The sequence below is a fragment of the Kitasatospora sp. NPDC049285 genome, from assembly GCF_040678815.1.
In the GTDB taxonomy this organism is placed as follows: domain Bacteria; phylum Actinomycetota; class Actinomycetes; order Streptomycetales; family Streptomycetaceae; genus Kitasatospora.
Genome location: NZ_JBFAQR010000008.1, coordinates 119,659 through 138,656, shown reverse-complemented (window position 1 = coordinate 138,656; position 18,998 = coordinate 119,659). Strand labels below are relative to the sequence as shown.

Sequence of the window (18,998 nt, the reverse complement as noted above, 5' to 3'; positions counted from 1 at the left end):
GCCGGGTATCGCTCGGAGCCTCCCGGGCATTCCCTGGGATGGAACAACCCGCGCCGCGGTCGTCCGACCCGGCGGCGGGCTCCGAGCGAAGCGAGGTGGCGCATGAGCGACACGATCGACAGCCCCCGGAACGACGGAGCACCCAGCGGACTCGGGGTGACCGCCCGGCCGCGCACCTCCGTGGAGACGGTCCGCGAGGCGTACTCCTTCGCCTGCCTCAACTGCGGCTACGGCTGGGAGCAGGCCTACGACATCGAGCACCACACGGCCAGGGACGGCCACACCGTGGTCGAGTACAAGGCGAACGGGGTGCGGGTGCCCTCGCCGCTGCGTGAACTGGTCTGCCCCGGCTGCGGCGGCGAGCGGGTCCGGATCATGCAGGCCGGCCGGGTCGCCGAGGTGGCCGCCACCGCGGCACCCGGGTACGCGCCGACCGCCGAGCCCGAGGGGCCGCCGAAGCCGGCCCGGCTGAAGGAAGAGCACCGTCGCCGCTGGTTCTCCCGCTCCCACCCGACCGGATGACCACCCGGGCCCGGGCCGCCCGCACCCGTGGGCGGCCCGGTGCTCCGACTAGGATCCGGGGGTATGGCGGCCTCCGAAGAGCACAGCAGCACCCCGGCGTACTACGTCACCACCCCGATCTACTACGTGAACGACCGCCCGCACCTGGGCCACGCGTACACCACCGTCGCCGGTGACGTGCTCACCCGCTGGCACCGCCAGCGCGGCGCCGACGTCTGGTACCTGACCGGCACCGACGAGCACGGCCAGAAGATCCTGCGCACCGCCGAGGCCAACGGCGTCACCCCGCAGCAGTGGTGCGACCGGCTGGTCGAGGAGGAGTGGAAGCCGCTCTGGCGCCACCTGGAGATCGCCAACGACGACTTCATCCGCACCACCGAGGCGCGCCACACCGACCGGGTGCGGGAGTTCGTCCAGGACCTGCACGACCGGGGCGAGATCTACAAGGGCAGCTACACCGGCCCGTACTGCGTCGGCTGCGAGGAGTACAAGCTCCCCGGTGAGCTGCTGCCCGGCGCCACCGAGGACGAGAAGCTCTGCCCGATCCACCGGCGCCCGGTCGAGTGGCTGGAGGAGGAGAACTACTTCTTCCGGCTCTCCGCGTACGGCCCGAAGCTGCTGGAGTTCTACGCCGCCAACCCGGAGTTCATCCAGCCCGCCTCGGCCCGCAACGAGGTGCTGCGCTTCGTCGAGCAGGACCTCAAGGACCTGTCGATCTCCCGCTCCACCTTCGACTGGGGCATCCCGCTGCCCTGGGACGAGAAGCACGTGCTGTACGTGTGGGTGGACGCGCTGCAGAACTACATCACCGCGGCCGGCTACGGCGCGGACCCCGAGCGCTTCGCCCGGCTGTGGCCCGCCTCCGTGCACCTGGTCGGCAAGGACATCCTGCGCTTCCACGCGGTGATCTGGCCCGCCATGCTGATGGCCGCCGGACTGCCGCTGCCCAAGCGGGTGGTCGCCAACGGCTGGCTGATGGTCGGCGGCGAGAAGATGTCCAAGTCCAACCTGACCGGCATCGCGCCCACCGACCTCACCTCGCACTTCGGCGTCGACGCCTACCGCTACTACTTCCTGCGGGCCATCCCGTTCGGCACCGACGGGTCCTTCTCCTGGGAGGACTTCACCGCCCGGTACACCTCCGAACTCGCCAACGACTTCGGCAACCTGGCCTCCCGGGTGGCCGCCATGGTCGGCCGGTACTTCGACGGCGTGCTGCCCGCCGCGACCGCCGCCGGCCCCGCCGAGCAGGTGATCGCCGACGGGCTGGCCCGGGCTGCCGCCGAGGCCGACCGGAAGATCGGCGAGGAGCTCGACTTCGCGGGCGGCATCGCCGCGGTCTTCGAGTTCGTCAAGCTGGTCAACGGCTACCTCACCGAGCAGGAGCCCTGGAAGGTCGCCAAGTCCCCCGACGGGCAGGACCGGCTCGCCACCGTCCTGTACACCGCCGCCGAGGCGCTGCGCGCCACCGCGGTGCTGCTCAACCCGGTGATGCCGTCCGCCGCCGCGAAGCTGTGGGAGTCGCTGGGCGCCGAGCCCGGCCTCGGCGCGCTCGCCGACCAGACCATCGCCACCGTCGCCGACTGGGGCCGCCTCCCGGTCGGCGCCACCGTCACCAAGGGCGAGATCCTGTTCCCCCGCCTGGAAGAGAAGGCTGCCTCCTGATGGCCGGCAAGAAGAACGACGACCGCGCCACCCCGCCGCCGCTGCCCGAGCCCCTCGCGGTGCCGGTCGCCGACTCGCACACCCACCTCGACATGCAGTCCGGCACCCCCGCGGAGGGCCTGGCCCGGGCCGCGTCGGTCGGCGTCACCACCGTCGTCCAGGTCGGCTGCGACATCCCCGGCTCGCGGTGGGCCGCCGCACTCGCCGAGCAGTTCGAGCAGGTGCACGCCGCGGTCGCGCTGCACCCCAACGAGGCGCCGCGGATCTTCCTCGGCGACCCTGGGGGCACCTCCCAGCCCCCTGGGGCTGGGGGAGGCTGGTCGGGCCAGCACCGCGCCCCCGGCGGGCAGGCCGCCCTCGACGAGGCCCTCGCCGAGATCGACCGCCTCGCCGCCCTCCCGCAGGTGCTCGCCGTCGGCGAGACCGGACTCGACTACTTCCGCACCGGCCCCGAGGGCGTGGACATCCAGAAGGAGTCCTTCCGCCGCCACATCGAGATCGCCAAGCGCCACGGCAAGGCACTCGTGATCCACGACCGCGACGCCCACGAGGACGTCATCGCCGTGCTGCTCGAAGAGGGCGCCCCCGAGCGCACCGTCTTCCACTGCTACTCCGGCGACGCCGCGATGGCCAAGACCTGTGCCGAGCACGGCTGGTACCTCTCCTTCGCCGGGCCCGTCACGTACAAGGCCAACCACGCCCTGCGCGAGGCCCTCACCGCCACCCCGCTCGACCGCGTCCTGATCGAGACCGACGCCCCGTTCCTCACCCCCCACCCCTACCGCGGCCGCCCCAACGCCCCGTACCTGATCCCGGTCACCCTCCGCGCCATGGCGGCCCACCTGGACCTGGCCGAGGACGAACTCGCCACCGCCATCGCCGCCAACACCGCCCGCGCCTTCGGGTACTGATCGGCCCGTATCCTTGCCGGGTGAGCACCACCGAACCCACCTCCGACGGCCACCTGCTGGGAGCCGCCGACATCCGCGCGCTGGCCGAGGCGTTCGGCGTGAAGCCGACCAAGCAGCGCGGGCAGAACTTCGTCATCGACGGCAACACCGTGCGGCGGATCGTCCGGGCGGCGGGGGTGACGGAACGGGACGCCGTGGTCGAGGTCGGGCCGGGGCTCGGGTCGTTGACGCTGGCGCTGCTCGAAGTGGCGCGGCACGTCACCGCGGTGGAGATCGACCCGGTGCTGGCGCGCCACCTGCCGGACACCGTCAGGGGCCGGATGCCCGGCAAGGCCGACGCGTTCGACCTGGTGCTGAGCGACGCCATGGACGTCACCGAGCTGCCCGGGCCGGAGCCGACCGCGCTGGTGGCGAACCTGCCGTACAACGTCGCGGTGCCGGTGCTGCTGCACATGCTGGAGACCTTCCCGAGCATCGAGCGCACGCTGGTGATGGTGCAGAGCGAGGTCGCCGACCGGCTCGCCGCCAAGCCCGGCAACAAGGTCTACGGGGTGCCCTCGGTCAAGGCCAACTGGTACGCCGACGTGAAGCGGGCCGGCGCCATCGGCCGCAACGTGTTCTGGCCGGCGCCGAACGTCGACTCCGGCCTGGTGTCGCTGATCCGCCGCGACCCGCCCGCCACCACCGCCTCCCGCCGCGAGGTGTTCGCCGTGGTGGACGCCGCGTTCGCGCAGCGCCGCAAGACCCTGCGGGCCGCCCTCGCGTCCTGGGCCGGCTCGCCCGCCGCCGCCGAGCAGGCCCTGCACGCCGCCGGGATCGACCACACGCTGCGCGGCGAGATGCTGACGGTGGAACAGTTCGCCGCGATCGCCGAGCACAAGCCCCACCCGGAGGAGCGGTAGACATGGTCACGGTCCGCGTGCCCGCCAAGGTCAACGTCCAGCTCGGCGTCGGCGGGGTCCGCCCCGACGGCTACCACGACCTGGCCAACGTCTTCTTCGCGGTCGCCCTCGGGGACGAGGTGACCGCCACCCCCGGCGAGGGCGTCACCCTCTCCTGCACCGGACCGGACGCCGACGCCGTCCCGCTGGACGACACCAACCTGGCCGCCCGCGCCGCCCGCCTGCTCGCCGCCCGCCACGGCCTCGCCGACCCCGGCGTCCACCTGCACATCGACAAGGCCATCCCGGTGGCCGGCGGCATGGCCGGCGGCAGCGCGGACGGCGCGGCCGCGCTGCTCGCCTGCGACGCGCTGTGGCAGCTCGGCACCCCGCTGGAGACCCTGCTGGAACTGGCCGCCGAGCTCGGCTCCGACGTGCCGTTCGCCCTGCTCGGCGGCGTCGCCCTGGGCCGCGGCCGCGGCGAGATCCTGGAGGCCCTGCCGGTCTCGGGCACCTTCCACTGGGTCTTCGCGGTCGCCGACGGCGGACTCTCCACGCCGGCCGTCTTCAAGGAGTGCGACCGCCTGCGCGAGGAGTCCGGCCTCGGCGCGAGCATCGACGACGTCCCCACCCCCGACGCCGACCCGGCGCTGCTCGCCGCCCTCGCCGAGGGCGACCCGGTCGCGCTGGCCGCCGCCCTCGCCAACGACCTGCAGGCCGCCGCGATCTCGCTGCGCCCCGCCCTCGCCGACACCCTGCGGGCCGGCACCGAGGCCGGCGCCCTGGCCGCGCTGGTCTCCGGCTCCGGCCCGACCTGCGCCTTCCTGGCCAAGGACGCCGACACCGCCGAACAGATCGCCACCGCCCTCCGCACCTCCGGCACCTGCCGCACCGCCCACACCACCCACGGCCCGGTCCCCGGCGCCCACCTGGTCTAGTCCTCTCACTCGGTCCGCTCGCTTGACCTGGAGCGCGCTCCAGATTCCAGACTCCTCTCCGTGGCCCGCACCGGGCGGGCTGCGGAGACGAGGGGAACCCGGATGCGCCAGCGCACCATCGGAACCGATCCGCGCACCCGCCGCGAGGTCGGCGTGCTCAGCCTCGGCGCGATGCTGTTCGGCACGTTGACCGACGAGCCGACCGCCTTCGCCGTGCTGGACCGCTTCGTCGAGGCGGGCGGCACCTTCATCGACACCTCCAACAACTACGCCTACTGGATCGACGGCAGTCAGGGCGGTGTCAGCGAGGAGGTGATCGGCCGCTGGCGCGCCGCCCGCGGCATCACCGACGAGGTGGTGATCGCCACCAAGGTCGGCGCCCGCCCGAAGGCCCCCGGCACCGGGTTCGTGGAGAACGGCGAGGGGCTGGGCGCGGAGGCCGTCCGCGCGTCCGTGGAGGCCAGCCGCAAGCGCCTGGGCGTCGAGCGGCTCGACCTGCTGTACGCGCACGTCGAGGACCCCGCCGTCCCGCTCGCCGAGACCGTCCGGGTGTTCGGCGAACTCGTCGACGAGGGCGCGGTAGGCCTGCTCGGCGTCTCCAACCACTGGTCGTGGCGGGTCGAGCGGGCGCGCCACCTCGCCGCGCGGGCCGGACTCCCCGGCTACGAGGTGCTCCAGTACGGCCACAGCTACCTGCGCCGCCGCGGCGACTGGCCCGGCCTGCTCTCCGCCGACGGCGACCAGGCCGCCGTCCAGGGCGACCTGATCAGCTACGTCCGGGAGAACCCCGAACTCACCCTGGTCGCCTACTCCCCGCTGCTCGGCGGCGGCTACGTCCGCGACGACAAGCCGCTCGGCCCGTCCTTCGACCACGCCGGCACCCCGGCCCGGCTCGCGGCGCTCGACACCGTCGCCCGGCAGACCGGCGCCACCCGCAACCAGGTCGTGCTGGCCTGGCTGGTCGACGGCCCCGTCCCGTGCATCCCGCTGGTCGGCGCCTCCTCGGTGGCCCAGCTCGACGAGAGCCTGGCGGCGCTGGACCTGGAGCTGACGGAGGATCAGCGCCGCCTGCTGGACGCCGCACGGTGATGACTCGGGAAGCCCGCGACTAGGCTGGGGTGCGTTCTACCCCCCGTCCCGTCAGGAGCACACCAGCTGTGGCCGTCAATCTCGCCACCATCGAGTCCGTCACCAAGGTGTACGGCACCAGGGCCCTGCTGGACGGGGTGAGCCTCGGGGTCAGCGAGGGCGACCGGATCGGCGTGGTCGGCCGCAACGGCGACGGAAAGACGACGCTGATCCGGATGCTGGCGAAGCTGGAGGAGCCGGACACCGGGCGGATCACCTGGTCGGGCGGGCTGCAGATGGCGGTGCTGACCCAGCACGACTCGCTCGACCCGAAGGCGACCATCCGGCACGAGGTGATCGCGGACCGCGCCGACCACGAGTGGCTCGGCGACGCGCGGATCCGCGACATCATCCAGGGCCTGTTCGGCGGCCTCGACCTGCCGGGCTTCCCGGACGGCCTGGACACCGTGATCGGCCCGCTCTCCGGCGGCGAGCGGCGCCGCATCGCGCTGGCCAAGCTGCTGCTCGGCGAGTGGGACCTGATCGTGCTCGACGAGCCGACCAACCACCTCGACGTCGAGGGCATCGCCTGGCTCGCCCAGCACCTGCAGAACCGCCGCTCCGGCCTGGTCTGCGTCACCCACGACCGGTGGTTCCTGGACCAGGTGTGCACCCGGATGTGGGACGTGCAGCGCGGCGAGGTCCGCGAGTACGAGGGCGGCTACTCGGACTACGTGTTCGCCCGCGCCGAGCGCTCCCGGATCGAGGCCACCGAGGAGCAGAAGCGGCAGAACCTGGCCCGCAAGGAGCTGGCCTGGCTGCGCCGCGGCGCGCCGGCCCGCACCTCGAAGCCGCGCTACCGGATCGAGGCGGCGAACGCGCTGATCGCCGACGTGCCGGAGCCGCGCGACAAGTCCGAGCTGATGAAGTTCGCCAACGCGCGGCTCGGCCGGACCGTGTTCGACCTGGAGGACGTGACCGTCAAGGCGGGCGACAAGCTGCTGCTGGAGCACCTCACCTGGCAGCTCGGCCCGGGCGACCGGATCGGCCTGCTGGGCGTGAACGGCGCGGGCAAGACCTCGCTGCTGCGGGCGATGCAGGCCGCGTACGCCACCGACGGCGACGTGCAGCCGGCCGGCGGCACGGTCAAGGTCGGCAAGACGGTGCGCCTGGCGTACCTGTCGCAGGAGATCGCCGAGCTGGACCCGACGACCCGGGTGCTGCAGGCGGTCGAGCAGATCCGCGGCCGGGTCGACCTCGGCAAGGGCCGGGAGATGAGCGCCGGACAGCTCTGCGAGCAGTTCGGGTTCGGCAAGGACAAGCAGTGGACGCCGGTCGGCGACCTGTCCGGCGGTGAGCGCCGCCGCCTCCAGCTGCTGCGGCTGCTGATGGACGAGCCGAACGTGCTGTTCCTCGACGAGCCCACCAACGACCTCGACATCGAGACGCTGAACCAGCTGGAGGACCTGCTCGACGGCTGGCCCGGCTCGATGGTCGTGATCAGCCACGACCGGTTCTTCATCGAGCGGACCACCGACACCACCTACGCCCTGCTCGGCGACCGCCGGATGCGGATGCTGCCGAACGGCGTCGACGAGTACCTGCAGCGCCGCACCGCGATGGCGGAGGCCGCCGCGGCGACCGCCGCGGCCCAGCTCCCGGCCGCCGAGCCCGCCTCCGGGCTGTCCGCGGTCGACCTGCGCGCCGCCAAGAAGGAGATGCAGAAGCTGGAGCGGCAGATCGCCAAGCTGGACCAGCAGGAGTCCACGCTGCACGCCCGACTCGCCGAGCACGCCGCCGACTTCTCCAAGGTCGCCGAGCTGGACGCGCAGCTGCGCAAGGTCCGCGAGGACAAGGAGGAGCTGGAGCTCAGCTGGCTGGAGCTGGCCGAGCAGGTCTGACGCCGACCCGGTCGCCCGGCCCGCTCAGCCGAGCAGCACGTCCAGTTCGTCCGCGGCGCGCGCCATCGCGCTGCGGGTCGGGTCGTGCGGCGCGCCGGGCGGGGCGGTCCGGCCGGACGGCGGGCGGTGCGCGCGGGCCGCGTCGGTGAGCCGGTCGAGCGAGGCCAGCACCCGGTCGATCACCGGCCGTTCGGGCTCCCGGCCGCCGTAGCGCAGCTGGGCGGCGTACGCGGCGACCGCACCGCTGAGCCGTTCCAGCGCGGCGGTGGCGGGCAGCCACTCCTCGGCCAGCCGGCCGGCCGGCGGCGGTTCGGCCAGGCCCAGCTGGACCTGCCGGCGGGCGTCGGCCAGCGCCCGGTACGCGGTGCGGCGCAGCCACACCTCGGCGACGGGTTCGGCGCGGTCGGCCACCACCGAGGCCAGGTAGCGGCGGACGGTCGAGGCGGCGGTCACGATGCTCGGCTCGATCCGGTGCGGTGGGCGCTCGGGCCACAGCAGGTAGCCGAAGACCAGCACGATCGCGCTGGCCAGCGTGGTGTCCAGCATCCGCGGCCAGAACTCGGCGGCGCCGCTCTCCCCGCCGAGCTGCACCAGCAGCAGCGCGACCGGCGTCATCACCGCGGTGTTCAGCCCGTAGTGCGCGGCGTTGGAGTACGGCAGCAGCGCCACGCAGAGCGACACCAGCAGGCTCAGCGCCCACGCGTTGTCGGTCAGGGCGAGCAGGACGGCGGTGGCGGCGATGCCGAGCACGGTGCCGAGCGCCCGGCTGACGGCCCGTTGGAAGACCGAGCCGAGGTCCGGTTTGAGGACGAAGGCCACCGTCATCGGCACCCAGTAACTGCGGCTCAGCGTCAGCCCGTTGACCGCGGCCTCGGCGATCGCCACGCACAGGGCCACCCGCAGCCCGTAGCGCACCGAGCCGCGGGAGAGCAGCCGGACCCGCAGCCGCCACGGGTCCGGGGGCGGCGGGGCGGCGGTGTCCAGCGGCGCCCACCGGCCGGCGACGGTGTCCACGGCCGCCCGCAGCGCCGTGTCGAAGGCGGTCCGGGACGGGGTGTCCGGCTGCCAGTGCGGGTACCCGTCGGGCGGCGGGCCGCCGGTGACCTGCCGGGCCAGCGCCGCCGGGACGGCCGCCACCTCCGGCGGGACCGGGCGCCACGCCCAGAGCAGTCCGCTGGCCGCCTCGGTCGCGCCGAGCGCCGCCTCGTAACTGCGGCGCAGCCACCGCAGCCGCTCCGACTCGCGGCGCCCGGGCCGGGCGGCCGGCAGCAGGTCCTGCATCTCGTTGAGCCGGCCGGTGAGGACGCGGCGAGCGGCCGCGCCGTCGGGGGTGCCGAGCGCGGCGAGCATCCCGGCGAGGGCCAGGTAGACGTCGGCGAGCGCCCGGGTCCGCGGGTCGGTGCGCACGTCGGTGCGGTACCGCAGGCCGAGCAGCAGGACCAGAGCCGCACCGCAGGGCATCATCGCGGGCGCCGCCCACCACGGGTGCGGCAGCGCCATCCCGCCGCCCAGCGAGGCGGAGACCAGCAGCAGCAGTCCGGCCGCCGAGCCGCGCGGACCGGTCGCGCTGAGCGCGCCGCCGGCGAAGCCGACCACCGTCAGCGCCACCCCGATCAGCAGGCCGCTCGCGCCGCCGTGCTGCAGCGCCGCGCCGACCAGCATCCCGGTGGTGGAGGCGGCCAGGGCCAGCGCGATCCGCGGGGCCCGCAGCCGCAGCGGCTCCACCCGGTCGTTCATGGTCGCGTGCATCGCCCCGAGTGCCGCGAACACCCCGAGATCCAGCCGCCCGGACACCAGGCCCGCCAGCAGCGGCACCGCCATCCCGACCGCGGCCCGGCCCGTCGTCGTCCACGGCACCGCCGGACGGTCCGGCCGCAGGGCCAGCGCCCACCACGCGGTCGCATTCCCACGGCCGGGGCCTGACAAGTGATCACGCGCCTTCGCTGCACCAGTGGTTCGTGGCTGCTGGGCGACATTGCACGGCAGAACGGGTCTTCTCGGGCAGTCTATCGCCGCCCTGATCAGCCGAGGCTCGGCTCGAAAGCCGATTTCCCAACCGGTCGGCGGACCATGTAAAGTCTTCCTCGTCACAAGGGGAACCGAGAGGAACCCCGAGCAGCAAGCCCCTATAGCTCAGTCGGTAGAGCGTCTCCATGGTAAGGAGAAGGTCTGCGGTTCGATTCCGCATGGGGGCTCCGAAACGAAGGCCCCGCCGTCACGGCGGGGCCTTCGTCGTTTCGCGTGGCGGGAGTTGACCGAAGACGGGCCGATTGCCACCTGGCGGGGCGGGCACGAATGCGCTGTGATGGTGCGTCTGTCGAGCCGGACCGGTGGAGGTGGCGGGTGAGTGCTCGACTCGTGGTGGCCGATGACCACCGGCTGATGGCCGAGGCCCTGGGGACCGCCCTGCAGCAGCGCGGGCACCGGGTGCTCGGGGTGGGCTCGCCGTCCGCCGCCGTGCTCGAACTGGTGGCGGGGCGCCGGCCGGAGGTGTGCCTGCTGGGGACGGCCGCCGCGGTGGAGGACCCGTTCGAGGCGTTGCGCCGGCTGCGGCGGGAGCGTCCGGAGATCGCGGTGGTGGTGCTGGGTCCGCTGGGCGCGCCGGCCCGGGTGGCCGCGGCGTTCGCGGCGGGCGCGAGCGGCTACGTCCGCAGCGACGAGCGGATCGACGTGGTGGACCGGGCGATCGCCCGGGTGCGGGCCGGGGAGGCGGCGGTCGCGGTGGAGGTGCTGCGGGCGGCGTTCGAGCACCTGCTGTGGCCGGTGACCGAGCCCGACGACGAGGCGGTGCGGCTGCTGCGGCTGCTGACCCGGCGGGAGATCCAGGTGCTGGCGCGGATCGCGGAGGGCGAGGACACCGCGGCGATCGCCGCGGCGATGCGGATCGCCCCGTCGACGGCCCGCACCCACGTGCAGCGGGTGCTGACCAAGCTCGGCGCGCGGTCCCGGCTGGAGGCGGCGGCGCTGGCCGCCCGGACCGGGCTGCTCGACCAGCTCGGCTGAGCGGCGCGTTCTCCCATCCGGACGGTCGACCGGCCGTTCAGTCCGGTGGCCTATGCTCCCCAGCGAAAGAGTGTCGACTGTTGCGGAGGTCGAGGGCATGGGCAAGTACCTGGTCACGGGCGGGGCCGGCTACGTGGGAAGTGTGGTGGCGGCGCACCTGCTGGAGGCGGGCCACCAGGTGACGGTGCTGGACGACCTGTCGACCGGGTTCGTCGAAGGCGTGCCGGACGGCGCGGAGTTCGTCCGCGGCCGGATCCAGGACGCCGCCGAGGTGCTGGACTCCTCGTTCGACGGCGTGCTGCACTTCGCGGCGTCCTCGCAGGTCGGCGAGTCGGTCGCGGACCCGGAGAAGTACTGGCGCAACAACGTCGCCGGATCGCTCGAACTGGTGACGGCGATGCGCAAGGCCGGGGTGGGCACCCTGGTGTTCTCCTCCACCGCGGCGGTGTACGGCGAGCCGGAGGAGGTGCCGATCCCGGAGACCGCGCGGACCGCGCCGACCAACACCTACGGCGCCACCAAGCTGGCCGTGGACCACCTGATCACCTCCGAGGCGGTCGCGCACGGCCTCGCCGCGGTCAGCCTGCGCTACTTCAACGTGGCCGGCGCGTACGGCCGTTACGGCGAGCGCCACGAGCCGGAGTCGCACCTGATCCCGCTGGTGTTCCAGGCGGCGCTCGGGCAGCGCCCGCACATCGCGGTGTTCGGCGAGGACTACCCGACCCCGGACGGCACCTGCATCCGCGACTACATCCACGTCGCCGACCTGGCCGAGGCGCACCTGCTGGCGCTGACCGCCGCCAAGCCGGGCGAGCACCTGATCTGCAACCTGGGCAACGGCAACGGCTTCTCGGTGCGCGAGGTGATCGAGGCGGTCAAGCGGGTCACCGGCCGCGAGATCCCGGTGCACGTCGCCGACCGCCGGGCCGGCGACCCCGCCGTCCTGGTGGCCGCCGCGGGCCGCGCCCACGAGGTCCTCGGCTGGACCCCGCAGCGTCCGGAGCTCGACCGGATCGTCGCCGACGCCTGGGAGTTCACCCTCGCCAACCGCGTCTGACCTGCCGCCCTGGGCCCGACTCCCACCGGCGAAGACCCTGTGTACAGGAACTTCACCAAACCCCCACGCCGCCCTGCCGTCCGCCCGTAGGCTGAGCGAGGCACCGGTGGGGGTCGGGCCACGAGCAGGGGGGCAAGGACGATGGGGCGGATTCGCGTCCTGGTGGTCGACGGCCACCGGATCTTCGCCGAGGCGCTCGCCACGGCGCTCGCCGCCGAACCCGACGTGGACGTCGGGGCGGCGGGCAGCGCCGTCGCGGCGGAACGCGCACTCGACCGGGCGGTGGCCGAACACCGCCCGTACGACGTGGTGCTGGTCGACGCCGACCTGGGCGCCGCGCCGCCGCCGGCCGTGCGCCGCCCGCCCGTCGGCGTCGTCCCGGCTCCCAGACGCACCTTACCGAGCGCCCAACAGCGCAGCTCGGCAACGCAGTTGACCAGCCGTCAAGTTCCGGCGGCGGCACCCCAGTCGACCCCCTCCCGGGCCCTGTCGGACGGGATCGCCCTGCTCGGCCGGATCTGCCGCGCCCATCCGCGGCTGCGCACCGTGGTGCTGGCCGCCGCGGACGACCCGCAGCGCGCCGTCCGCGCCCTGCAGGCCGGCGCCAACGGCTGGGTGGCACGCGAGAGTTCGCTCGGCGCGCTGATGGCCGTGATCCGCGGCGTGCTGCGCGACGAGACCCACCTGCCCCCGGCGCTGCTCACCGGCGTGGTCCGGGAGCTGACCTCCGCCCGGCGGGACCGCTCGGAGAGCGAACGCCTGGTCGCCGCGCTCACCCCGCGCGAGGAGGAGGTGCTGCGCTGCATGGTCGCGGGCCTCGGCCGGCAGGCGGTGGCGGAGCGGCTCTACCTGTCGCCGCACACCGTTCGCACCCACATGCAGAACGTGCTCGGCAAACTCGGCGTGCACTCCACGCTCGCGGCGGTCGCGGTCGCCCGCCGGGCCGGGATCACGCCCTCCGAACCGCCCGTGCCGCCCGCTCCTCCCGTCCCCGTCACCCCGCCGACCGTCGCCTCGACCGCAGGCACCGGCGCGGACTGACCCCAGTCCGCGCCCCAGCAGCACGTTCCACTCCGTGAGTCAGGGAGACCGGAGGTCAGATGTCGCCGAACCGTACTGCCGCACGCCCCGAGGCGTTCAGTCCCCACCCCACCGCCCCGAGGCCGGGACCACCCGGCCTGCGCACCCTGGTGGTGGGTGCCGGCGCGGCCGGCACCGCCCTGGTCCGCGACCTGGGCCGCACCCCCGAGTTCGGGCTCACCCCGGTCGGCGTGCTGGACGACGACCCCGCCAAGGCGGGTACGGACGTCTCCGGCAGCCGCGTCCTGGGCCCGCTCGCCCGGCTCACCGAACTCGCCCTCGCGCACCGCGCCCAGGTCGTGGTGCTGGCCATCCCCGGCCTGCCGCACCAGCGGGTCCGCGCCCTCGCCACCGCCGCCGCGGCGGCCGGCGCCGCGGTCCGCTACCTGCCGTCCTTCCTCGCCGCGCTGCGCCGCGAGGTGGTCGGCTCCGACCTGCGCGCCCTGGACGTCAACCGGCTGATCGGCCGGCACGAGGTGCACGTGGTCTCCCCGGACGTGCGCACCGTCATCGAGGGCCGCCGGGTCCTGGTGACCGGGGCCGGCGGTTCGATCGGCTCCGAACTCTGCCGCCAGGTCCAGGCGTTCGGCCCCGCCGAGCTCTACATGCTCGACCACGACGAGTCCAACCTGCACCGCCTGCAGCTCGACATCTGGGGCGAGGCGCTGCTCACCGACGACTCGCTGGTGATCGCCGACATCCGGGACCAGCCGCGGATCCAGCAGATCTTCCGCGACCTGCGCCCCGAGGTGGTCTTCCACGCCGCCGCGCACAAGCACCTGCCGCTGCTGGAACGCCACCCCAGCGAGGCGGTCAAGTCCAACGTGCTGGGCACCGACCACCTGGTCGAGGCCGCGCTGGCCACCGGCGTCGAGCGGTTCGTGCTGATCTCCACCGACAAGGCCGCCGACCCGACCTCGGTGCTCGGCGCCAGCAAGCGGCTGGCCGAGCTGATCGTGCAGGCCAACGCGAGGGACGCGCGCAACCTGGGCACCGGCGTGTTCTCCGCGGTCCGCTTCGGCAACGTGCTCGGCTCGCGCGGCTCGCTGCTCTCCGTCCTGGAGGAACAGCTGCGCAGCGGCGGCCCGGTGACGGTCACCCACCCCGACGTCACCCGCTTCTTCATGACCGTCCCGGAGGCGGTCGGCCTGGTCCTGGAGGCCGGGCGGATGGCCGAGGGCGGCGAGGTGTTCGTGCTGGACATGGGCGAGCCGGTGCGGATCGTCGACCTGGTGCACAACTTCGCCGAGCAGGTGCAGCTCGGGGCGGAGGAGGTGGAGATCCGCTACACCGGCCTGCGGGCGGGCGAGAAGCTCAACGAAGCGCTGTTCGCCGACACCGAGGAACGCCTCCCCACCGCCCACCCCCGGATCTTCGCCACCGTCGCCGACCACGCGACCGTCCCCGAGGACCTGGCCGGCGGCCTCACCGCCCTCTACGACGCCGCCGCCACCAACGCCGACGCCCGCGTCCGCGACCAGCTGGCGGAACTCCTCCCCGGCTACCACACCCCGGTCGCCGCCCCGTCCCCCCAACCGGCCCTCGCCACCCCGTACCCGGACGGCTTCTGAGCACGCCCCGGCAGGGGTACGGCTCAGCCCGCGCTGTCGAAGGGGGCGACCAGGCGGCGTAGCAGGGTGGCGAGTTCGGTCTGCTGGCCGGGGGCGAGTTGGGCGAGGATCTCGCGTTCGTGGGCGAGGAGGCCGGCCAGGGCCTGGTCGGCCTTGTCGCGGCCGTCCTCGGTGAGGCGGACCAGGACGCCGCGGCGGTCGTCGGGGTCGGGGAGGCGGCGGACCAGACCCTTGGTGGTGAGGCGGTCGATCCGGTTGGTCATGGTGCCGGAGGTGACCAGGGTCTGGGTGAGGAGCTGCCCGGGGGAGAGCTGGTAGGGGTCGCCCGCGCGGCGGAGCGCGGTGAGGACGTCGAACTCCCAGGGTTCGAGGCCGTGCTCGGCGAACGCGGTGCGGCGGGCACGGTCGAGGTGCCGGGCGAGTCGACTGACCCGGCTGAGGACCTCGAGGGGTTCCACGTCGAGGTCGGGGCGCTCGCGGCGCCATGCTGCGACCAGGCGGTCGACCTCGTCCTCCATGACGATCAGTGTATCGGTGGTTGTGTCGATGTGAAGTCTCTTGACATCAAGAGATAACAAAAGGCACCCTCGAATTAATATCTTGATGTCGAGATACTTGCGAGAGCGAGGCCCCCTCATGCACGCCACGCCGCCGACCTGGGACGCCCGGCAGTACCTCCGCTACGCGGACGAACGCATCCGACCGCTCCACGAACTCCTCTCCCGGGTACCGGAGTTGCCGAAGAACCCGACCGTCCTCGACCTCGGCTGCGGACCGGGCAACTCCACCGCCGTGCTGCGCACGCACTGGCCGGACGCCCGCCTGATCGGCCTCGACAACTCCGCCGAGCTGCTCGCCGCCGCCCGGGCCGGCGGGGAGCCGACGGCCGAGTACCGGGAGCAGGACGTCACCCGCTACGACCCGGCCGGCGACGCGCCCGACCTGATCGCCTCCAACGCCGCGCTGCACTGGATGAACACCCCCGAGGCCGACCACCTCGCGCTGCTGCCGCGCTGGGCGGCGGCGCTGCGGCCCGGCGGGGTGATCGCCTTCCAGCTGCCCGGCAACTTCGCCGCGCCCAGCCACACCCTGCTGGCCGCCCTGCGGCACAGCCCGCGCTGGGCGGCCAGGCTGGGCACCGCCCGGCCGGACGCCACCTGCCACGACCCGGCGGTCTACCTGACCGCGCTGCTGGACGCCGGCTGCACCGCCGACGTCTGGGAGACCACGTACCTGACGCTGCTGCCGGGACCGGACCCGGTGCTGGAGTGGGTCAAGGGCAGCGCCCTGCGCCCGGTGCTGGACCTGCTGCCCGACCCGGCGGAGCGGGCGGCGTTCCTGGCCGAGTACGGGGCGCTGCTGCGCGCGGCGTACCCGGCGACGGCGCACGGCACGGTCTTCCCGTTCCGCCGGGTCTTCGCGGTGGCCGTGAGGAACTGAGCGCCCGTCAGGACGGGTCGGCGGCGTCCCGGCGGGCGTCCGGCATGGCCGGGTGGCGGCCGAGCAGGATGACGCCGGTGACCACGGCGACCAGGCCGGCGCACTGCCAGGCGAGGGCGGCGGGGGTGACCCGGAGGCGGTCGCCGAGGAAGCCGACCGCGCAGGCGATGCCGGCCAGCGGCTGCGCGGCGGTGAGGGCGGGCAGCGACATCCGCAGCGGGGCGGCCTCGAACGCGGACTGCACCAGCAGCAGGCCGATCACGCCGAGGCCGAGCACGGTGTAGGGCTGCCAGGAGGAGAGGGCCGCCCCCGGACCGTCGGCGTCGATCCGGTCGAAGGTGCTGCGGGTGAGCGCGTCCTGCAGGCCGTAGAGGAGTCCGGCGGCCAGCGCCAGCAGGGTGGCCTCCTCGAACAGCGGGAGCCGGCGGGCGACGGTGACCAGCAGCAGGGCGAGTCCGGAGACCACGCCGAAGACCAGCCAGTAGCGCAGGGCGCTGGCCTCGCCGCCGCCGCCCTGCGGCTGGCCGGCGGCGATGAAGGCGGTCACGCCGAGGGCGATCAGCGCGACGCCGATCCAGCCCGATGCGCCGAGCCGGGTGCCCGTGAGGGTGCGGGCCAGCAGCATCGCCCAGACCAGGTTGGTGGCGAGCAGCGGTTCGACCAGGGCGACCTCGCCCTGGCTGAGCGCGAGGGCGGAGAGCACCTGACCCGCGATCATGAAGCCGATGCCGAGCAGCCAGTCGGGCATCCGCATCAGGTCGAGCAGCAGCCGCCAGTGCAGCAGGTCGCTGCGCGGGGCGCGCTGGGCGGCGCGCTGCTGCAGGACGAAGCCGAGTCCGAGGCAGCAGGCCGCGCCGAGGGCCAGCAGGAAGACCGCCAATTGCCGTTCCCGTCGTGCTCTGGCCCGGGGCCCGGTCTTCCGGGGCCGGGCCGGTCAGGTCTTGCGTTCGCCGACCAGCTTGGGGTGCCGTTCCAGGCCCTCCAGGCCGTGCCAGGCGAGGTTCACCAGGTGCGCGGCGACGTCCGACTTGGCCGGCTTGCGCACCTCCAGCCACCACTGGCCGGTCAGCGCCACCATGCCGACCAGCATCTGGGAGTACATCGGGGCGAGCCGCGGGTCGAAGCCCCGGGACTTGAACTCCAGCCCCAGGATGTCCTCGACCTGGGTGGCGATGTCGCTGATCAGGGACGCGAAGGAGCCGGTGGACTGGGCCACCGGCGAGTCGCGCACCAGGATCTTGAAGCCGTCGGTGGAGGTGTCGATGTAGTCCATCAACGCGAACGCGGCCTGCTCCAGCAGCTCGCGGGAGTGGCCACCGGTGAGCGCGCCGGTGACCATGTCCAGCAGCAGCTGCATCTCGCGGTCGACCACCACCGCGTACAGCCCCTCCTTGCCGCCGAAGTGCTCGTACACCACCGGCTTGGACACCCCGGCCCGCTCCGCGATCTCCTCGACCGAGGTGCCGTCGTACCCGCGTTCGGCGAAGACCGACCGGCCGATCTCCAGCAGCTGCTCGCGGCGCTGCTTGCCGGTCATCCGCACCCGGCCGCCGCTCTTGCCCCCGCCGCGCCGCGAAGGCTGCTGATGGCCGGCGCTGTCTCCGTTGGTCCCGTTCACCCCTACATCATGCTGCAGGCGCTGCCTCATGCGGCGCGGCGGGCGGCGATCCGCTCCGCACCGGGCCAGCGCACGTCACTCGCCCAGCCCGCCTGCTCGAACCAGCGGATCAGCCGGGCCGAGGAGTCGATCTGGCCGCGCAGCACGCCGTGCCGGGCCGCGGTGGGGTCGGCGTGGTGCAGGTTGTGCCAGGACTCGCCGCAGGACAGCACGGCCAGCCACCAGACGTTGCCCGAGCGGTCCCGGGAGCGGAACGGGCGGGTGCCGACGGCGTGGCAGATCGAGTTGATCGACCAGGTGACGTGGTGCAGCATCGCGACCCGGACCAGCGAGCCCCAGAAGAAGGCGGACAGCGCGCCCTGCCAGCTCCAGGTGGCCAGGCCGCCGACGACCGGCGGGACGGCCAGCGAGATCAGCGTCCACAGCCAGAACATCCGGGAGATCGTCCTTATCGCCGGGTCGGCGATCAGGTCCGGCGCGTACTTCTGCTGCGGGGTCTGCTCCTCGTCGAACAGCCAGCCGATGTGCGCCCACCACAGGCCCTTGACCAGCGCGGGCACGGTCTCGCCGAAGCGCCACGGCGAGTGCGGGTCGCCCTCCTTGTCGGAGAAGCGGTGGTGCTTGCGGTGGTCGGCGACCCAGCGCACCAGCGGGCCCTCGACGGCGAGGCTGCCGGCCACCGCGAGGCCGAGCCGCAGTGCCCGGTTGGCCTTGAACGCGCCGTGCGTGAAGTAGCGGTGGTAGCCGATGGTGACGCCGTGACAGGTCAGGAAGTACATGCCGACCGCCAGGCCGGCGTCCAGCCAGGACAGCCCCCAGCCCCAGGCCACCGGGACGGCGACGGCCAGCGCGGCGAACGGCACCGCGATGAACAGGGCCAGCGCGATCCGCTCCATGGCGCCCTGCTTCTCGCCGCCCCTGGTGGCGGAGAGCTGGGTGGGAAGAGGTCTGTCCGCGGCGGCGCTCGGCAGCGCCTCACCGGCCTGAATGGTCATGGCGCATCCCGGGTGAGGAGAGGGCGGGTGGTGCCTGGGCGGCTACCTACGTGGGCGTAACCTACGGCATCGTAGGTAGCCGGAGGGGGCAAGGGGAAGGGCGCCGCGCGGACGTGTCGGAGTGTTCGCCGCCCGGATTCCTGTCCGTCGGCCGACCAGCGGCTGGACGTCGTCCGGAATGGTGGTGGAGGTACGGGCCGTCAACCCGTAGGCTGTGCTGGGCGCTCAGCGCGTCCGTTCCGCCGTGGTGTAATGGCAGCACAGGGCCCTTTGGAGGCCTTTGTCTGGGTTCGAATCCTAGCGGCGGAGCCCGGCAGTCGATTTCCCGCCACTCGGCCTCGGTATTCT

The 18,998-nt window shown here is 73.7% G+C and carries 17 protein-coding genes and 2 tRNA genes; 14 read left to right on the top strand and 5 right to left on the bottom strand.

Annotated features, from left to right (window positions below):
• Positions 1–102 precede the first annotated feature (102 nt).
• From AB0K51_RS08545 to AB0K51_RS08515, 7 genes are all read left to right on the top strand, one after another.
• The gene (locus tag AB0K51_RS08545) at positions 103–522 is read left to right on the top strand and encodes a hypothetical protein (protein WP_363451989.1); all 420 of its coding nucleotides are present in this window, start codon (positions 103–105) and stop codon (positions 520–522) included.
• Between the two features lie 63 nt (positions 523–585).
• The gene (gene metG, locus AB0K51_RS08540; RefSeq protein ID WP_363451987.1) at positions 586–2,187 is read left to right on the top strand and encodes a methionine--tRNA ligase; all 1,602 of its coding nucleotides are present in this window, start codon (positions 586–588) and stop codon (positions 2,185–2,187) included.
• The gene (locus AB0K51_RS08535; RefSeq protein ID WP_363451985.1) at positions 2,187–3,098 is read left to right on the top strand and encodes a TatD family hydrolase; all 912 of its coding nucleotides are present in this window, start codon (positions 2,187–2,189) and stop codon (positions 3,096–3,098) included. The genes metG and AB0K51_RS08535 overlap by 1 nt, the downstream gene beginning before the upstream one ends.
• Positions 3,099–3,118: 20 nt before the next feature.
• Entirely contained in the window at positions 3,119–4,000 is an 882-nt protein-coding gene (rsmA, locus tag AB0K51_RS08530; protein ID WP_363451983.1) for a 16S rRNA (adenine(1518)-N(6)/adenine(1519)-N(6))-dimethyltransferase RsmA, read from the top strand.
• Between the two features lie 2 nt (positions 4,001–4,002).
• Positions 4,003–4,917, top strand: coding sequence for a 4-(cytidine 5'-diphospho)-2-C-methyl-D-erythritol kinase (locus tag AB0K51_RS08525; protein ID WP_363451981.1), 915 nt, complete (start codon positions 4,003–4,005; stop codon positions 4,915–4,917).
• Positions 4,918–5,019: 102 nt separating this feature from the next.
• Positions 5,020–6,006 (top strand): aldo/keto reductase, encoded by a 987-nt coding sequence (locus AB0K51_RS08520; RefSeq protein WP_363451979.1) that lies wholly within the window; start codon positions 5,020–5,022, stop codon positions 6,004–6,006.
• Between the two features lie 68 nt (positions 6,007–6,074).
• Positions 6,075–7,886, top strand: a complete 1,812-nt coding sequence (locus AB0K51_RS08515; RefSeq protein ID WP_363451977.1) for an ABC-F family ATP-binding cassette domain-containing protein — start codon at positions 6,075–6,077, stop codon at positions 7,884–7,886.
• 24 nt (positions 7,887–7,910) lie between these two features.
• Here the strand turns inward: AB0K51_RS08515 and AB0K51_RS08510 are convergent, their stop codons facing one another.
• Complete coding sequence (locus AB0K51_RS08510) at positions 7,911–9,743, bottom strand: FUSC family protein (RefSeq protein WP_363451975.1); 1,833 nt, start codon at positions 9,741–9,743, stop codon at positions 7,911–7,913.
• A 265-nt stretch (positions 9,744–10,008) separates the two neighbouring features.
• On the opposite strand from AB0K51_RS08510, the gene AB0K51_RS08505 reads away from it, so the two are divergent.
• From AB0K51_RS08505 to AB0K51_RS08485, 5 genes are all read left to right on the top strand, one after another.
• Positions 10,009–10,081, top strand: a tRNA-Thr gene (locus AB0K51_RS08505).
• Positions 10,082–10,229: 148 nt separating this feature from the next.
• Entirely contained in the window at positions 10,230–10,889 is a 660-nt protein-coding gene (locus tag AB0K51_RS08500) for a LuxR C-terminal-related transcriptional regulator (protein WP_363451973.1), read from the top strand.
• 97 nt (positions 10,890–10,986) lie between these two features.
• The gene (galE, locus tag AB0K51_RS08495; RefSeq protein ID WP_363452089.1) at positions 10,987–11,946 is read left to right on the top strand and encodes a UDP-glucose 4-epimerase GalE; all 960 of its coding nucleotides are present in this window, start codon (positions 10,987–10,989) and stop codon (positions 11,944–11,946) included.
• A 141-nt stretch (positions 11,947–12,087) separates the two neighbouring features.
• Positions 12,088–12,987, top strand: coding sequence for a response regulator transcription factor (locus AB0K51_RS08490; protein WP_363451971.1), 900 nt, complete (start codon positions 12,088–12,090; stop codon positions 12,985–12,987).
• Positions 12,988–13,046: 59 nt separating this feature from the next.
• Positions 13,047–14,597 carry a nucleoside-diphosphate sugar epimerase/dehydratase gene (locus AB0K51_RS08485; protein WP_363451969.1) on the top strand — a complete coding sequence of 517 codons (1,551 nt, stop codon included), beginning with the start codon at positions 13,047–13,049 and terminating at the stop codon, positions 14,595–14,597.
• A 23-nt stretch (positions 14,598–14,620) separates the two neighbouring features.
• Here AB0K51_RS08485 and AB0K51_RS08480 read toward each other — a convergent pair whose 3' ends face one another.
• Entirely contained in the window at positions 14,621–15,115 is a 495-nt protein-coding gene (locus AB0K51_RS08480; protein ID WP_363451967.1) for a MarR family transcriptional regulator, read from the bottom strand.
• Between the two features lie 118 nt (positions 15,116–15,233).
• On the opposite strand from AB0K51_RS08480, the gene AB0K51_RS08475 reads away from it, so the two are divergent.
• On the top strand, positions 15,234–16,037 hold the full coding sequence (locus AB0K51_RS08475; RefSeq protein ID WP_363451965.1) for a methyltransferase domain-containing protein: 804 nt from the start codon (positions 15,234–15,236) through the stop codon (positions 16,035–16,037).
• 7 nt (positions 16,038–16,044) lie between these two features.
• Here AB0K51_RS08475 and AB0K51_RS08470 read toward each other — a convergent pair whose 3' ends face one another.
• Genes AB0K51_RS08470 through AB0K51_RS08460 form a run of 3 tightly spaced genes read right to left on the bottom strand, consistent with a single transcriptional unit; the run spans position 16,045 to position 18,650 of the window.
• Positions 16,045–16,917 (bottom strand): DMT family transporter, encoded by an 873-nt coding sequence (locus AB0K51_RS08470; protein ID WP_363451963.1) that lies wholly within the window; start codon positions 16,915–16,917, stop codon positions 16,045–16,047.
• A gap of 54 nt (positions 16,918–16,971) precedes the next feature.
• Positions 16,972–17,655 carry a TetR/AcrR family transcriptional regulator gene (locus AB0K51_RS08465; RefSeq protein WP_363451961.1) on the bottom strand — a complete coding sequence of 228 codons (684 nt, stop codon included), beginning with the start codon at positions 17,653–17,655 and terminating at the stop codon, positions 16,972–16,974.
• A 26-nt stretch (positions 17,656–17,681) separates the two neighbouring features.
• The gene (locus AB0K51_RS08460; RefSeq protein ID WP_363451959.1) at positions 17,682–18,650 is read right to left on the bottom strand and encodes a fatty acid desaturase; all 969 of its coding nucleotides are present in this window, start codon (positions 18,648–18,650) and stop codon (positions 17,682–17,684) included.
• A 238-nt stretch (positions 18,651–18,888) separates the two neighbouring features.
• Between AB0K51_RS08460 and AB0K51_RS08455 the strand changes: the two genes are divergently transcribed.
• Positions 18,889–18,959: transfer RNA gene (locus AB0K51_RS08455), tRNA-Gln, on the top strand.
• Positions 18,960–18,998: the final 39 nt, after the last annotated feature.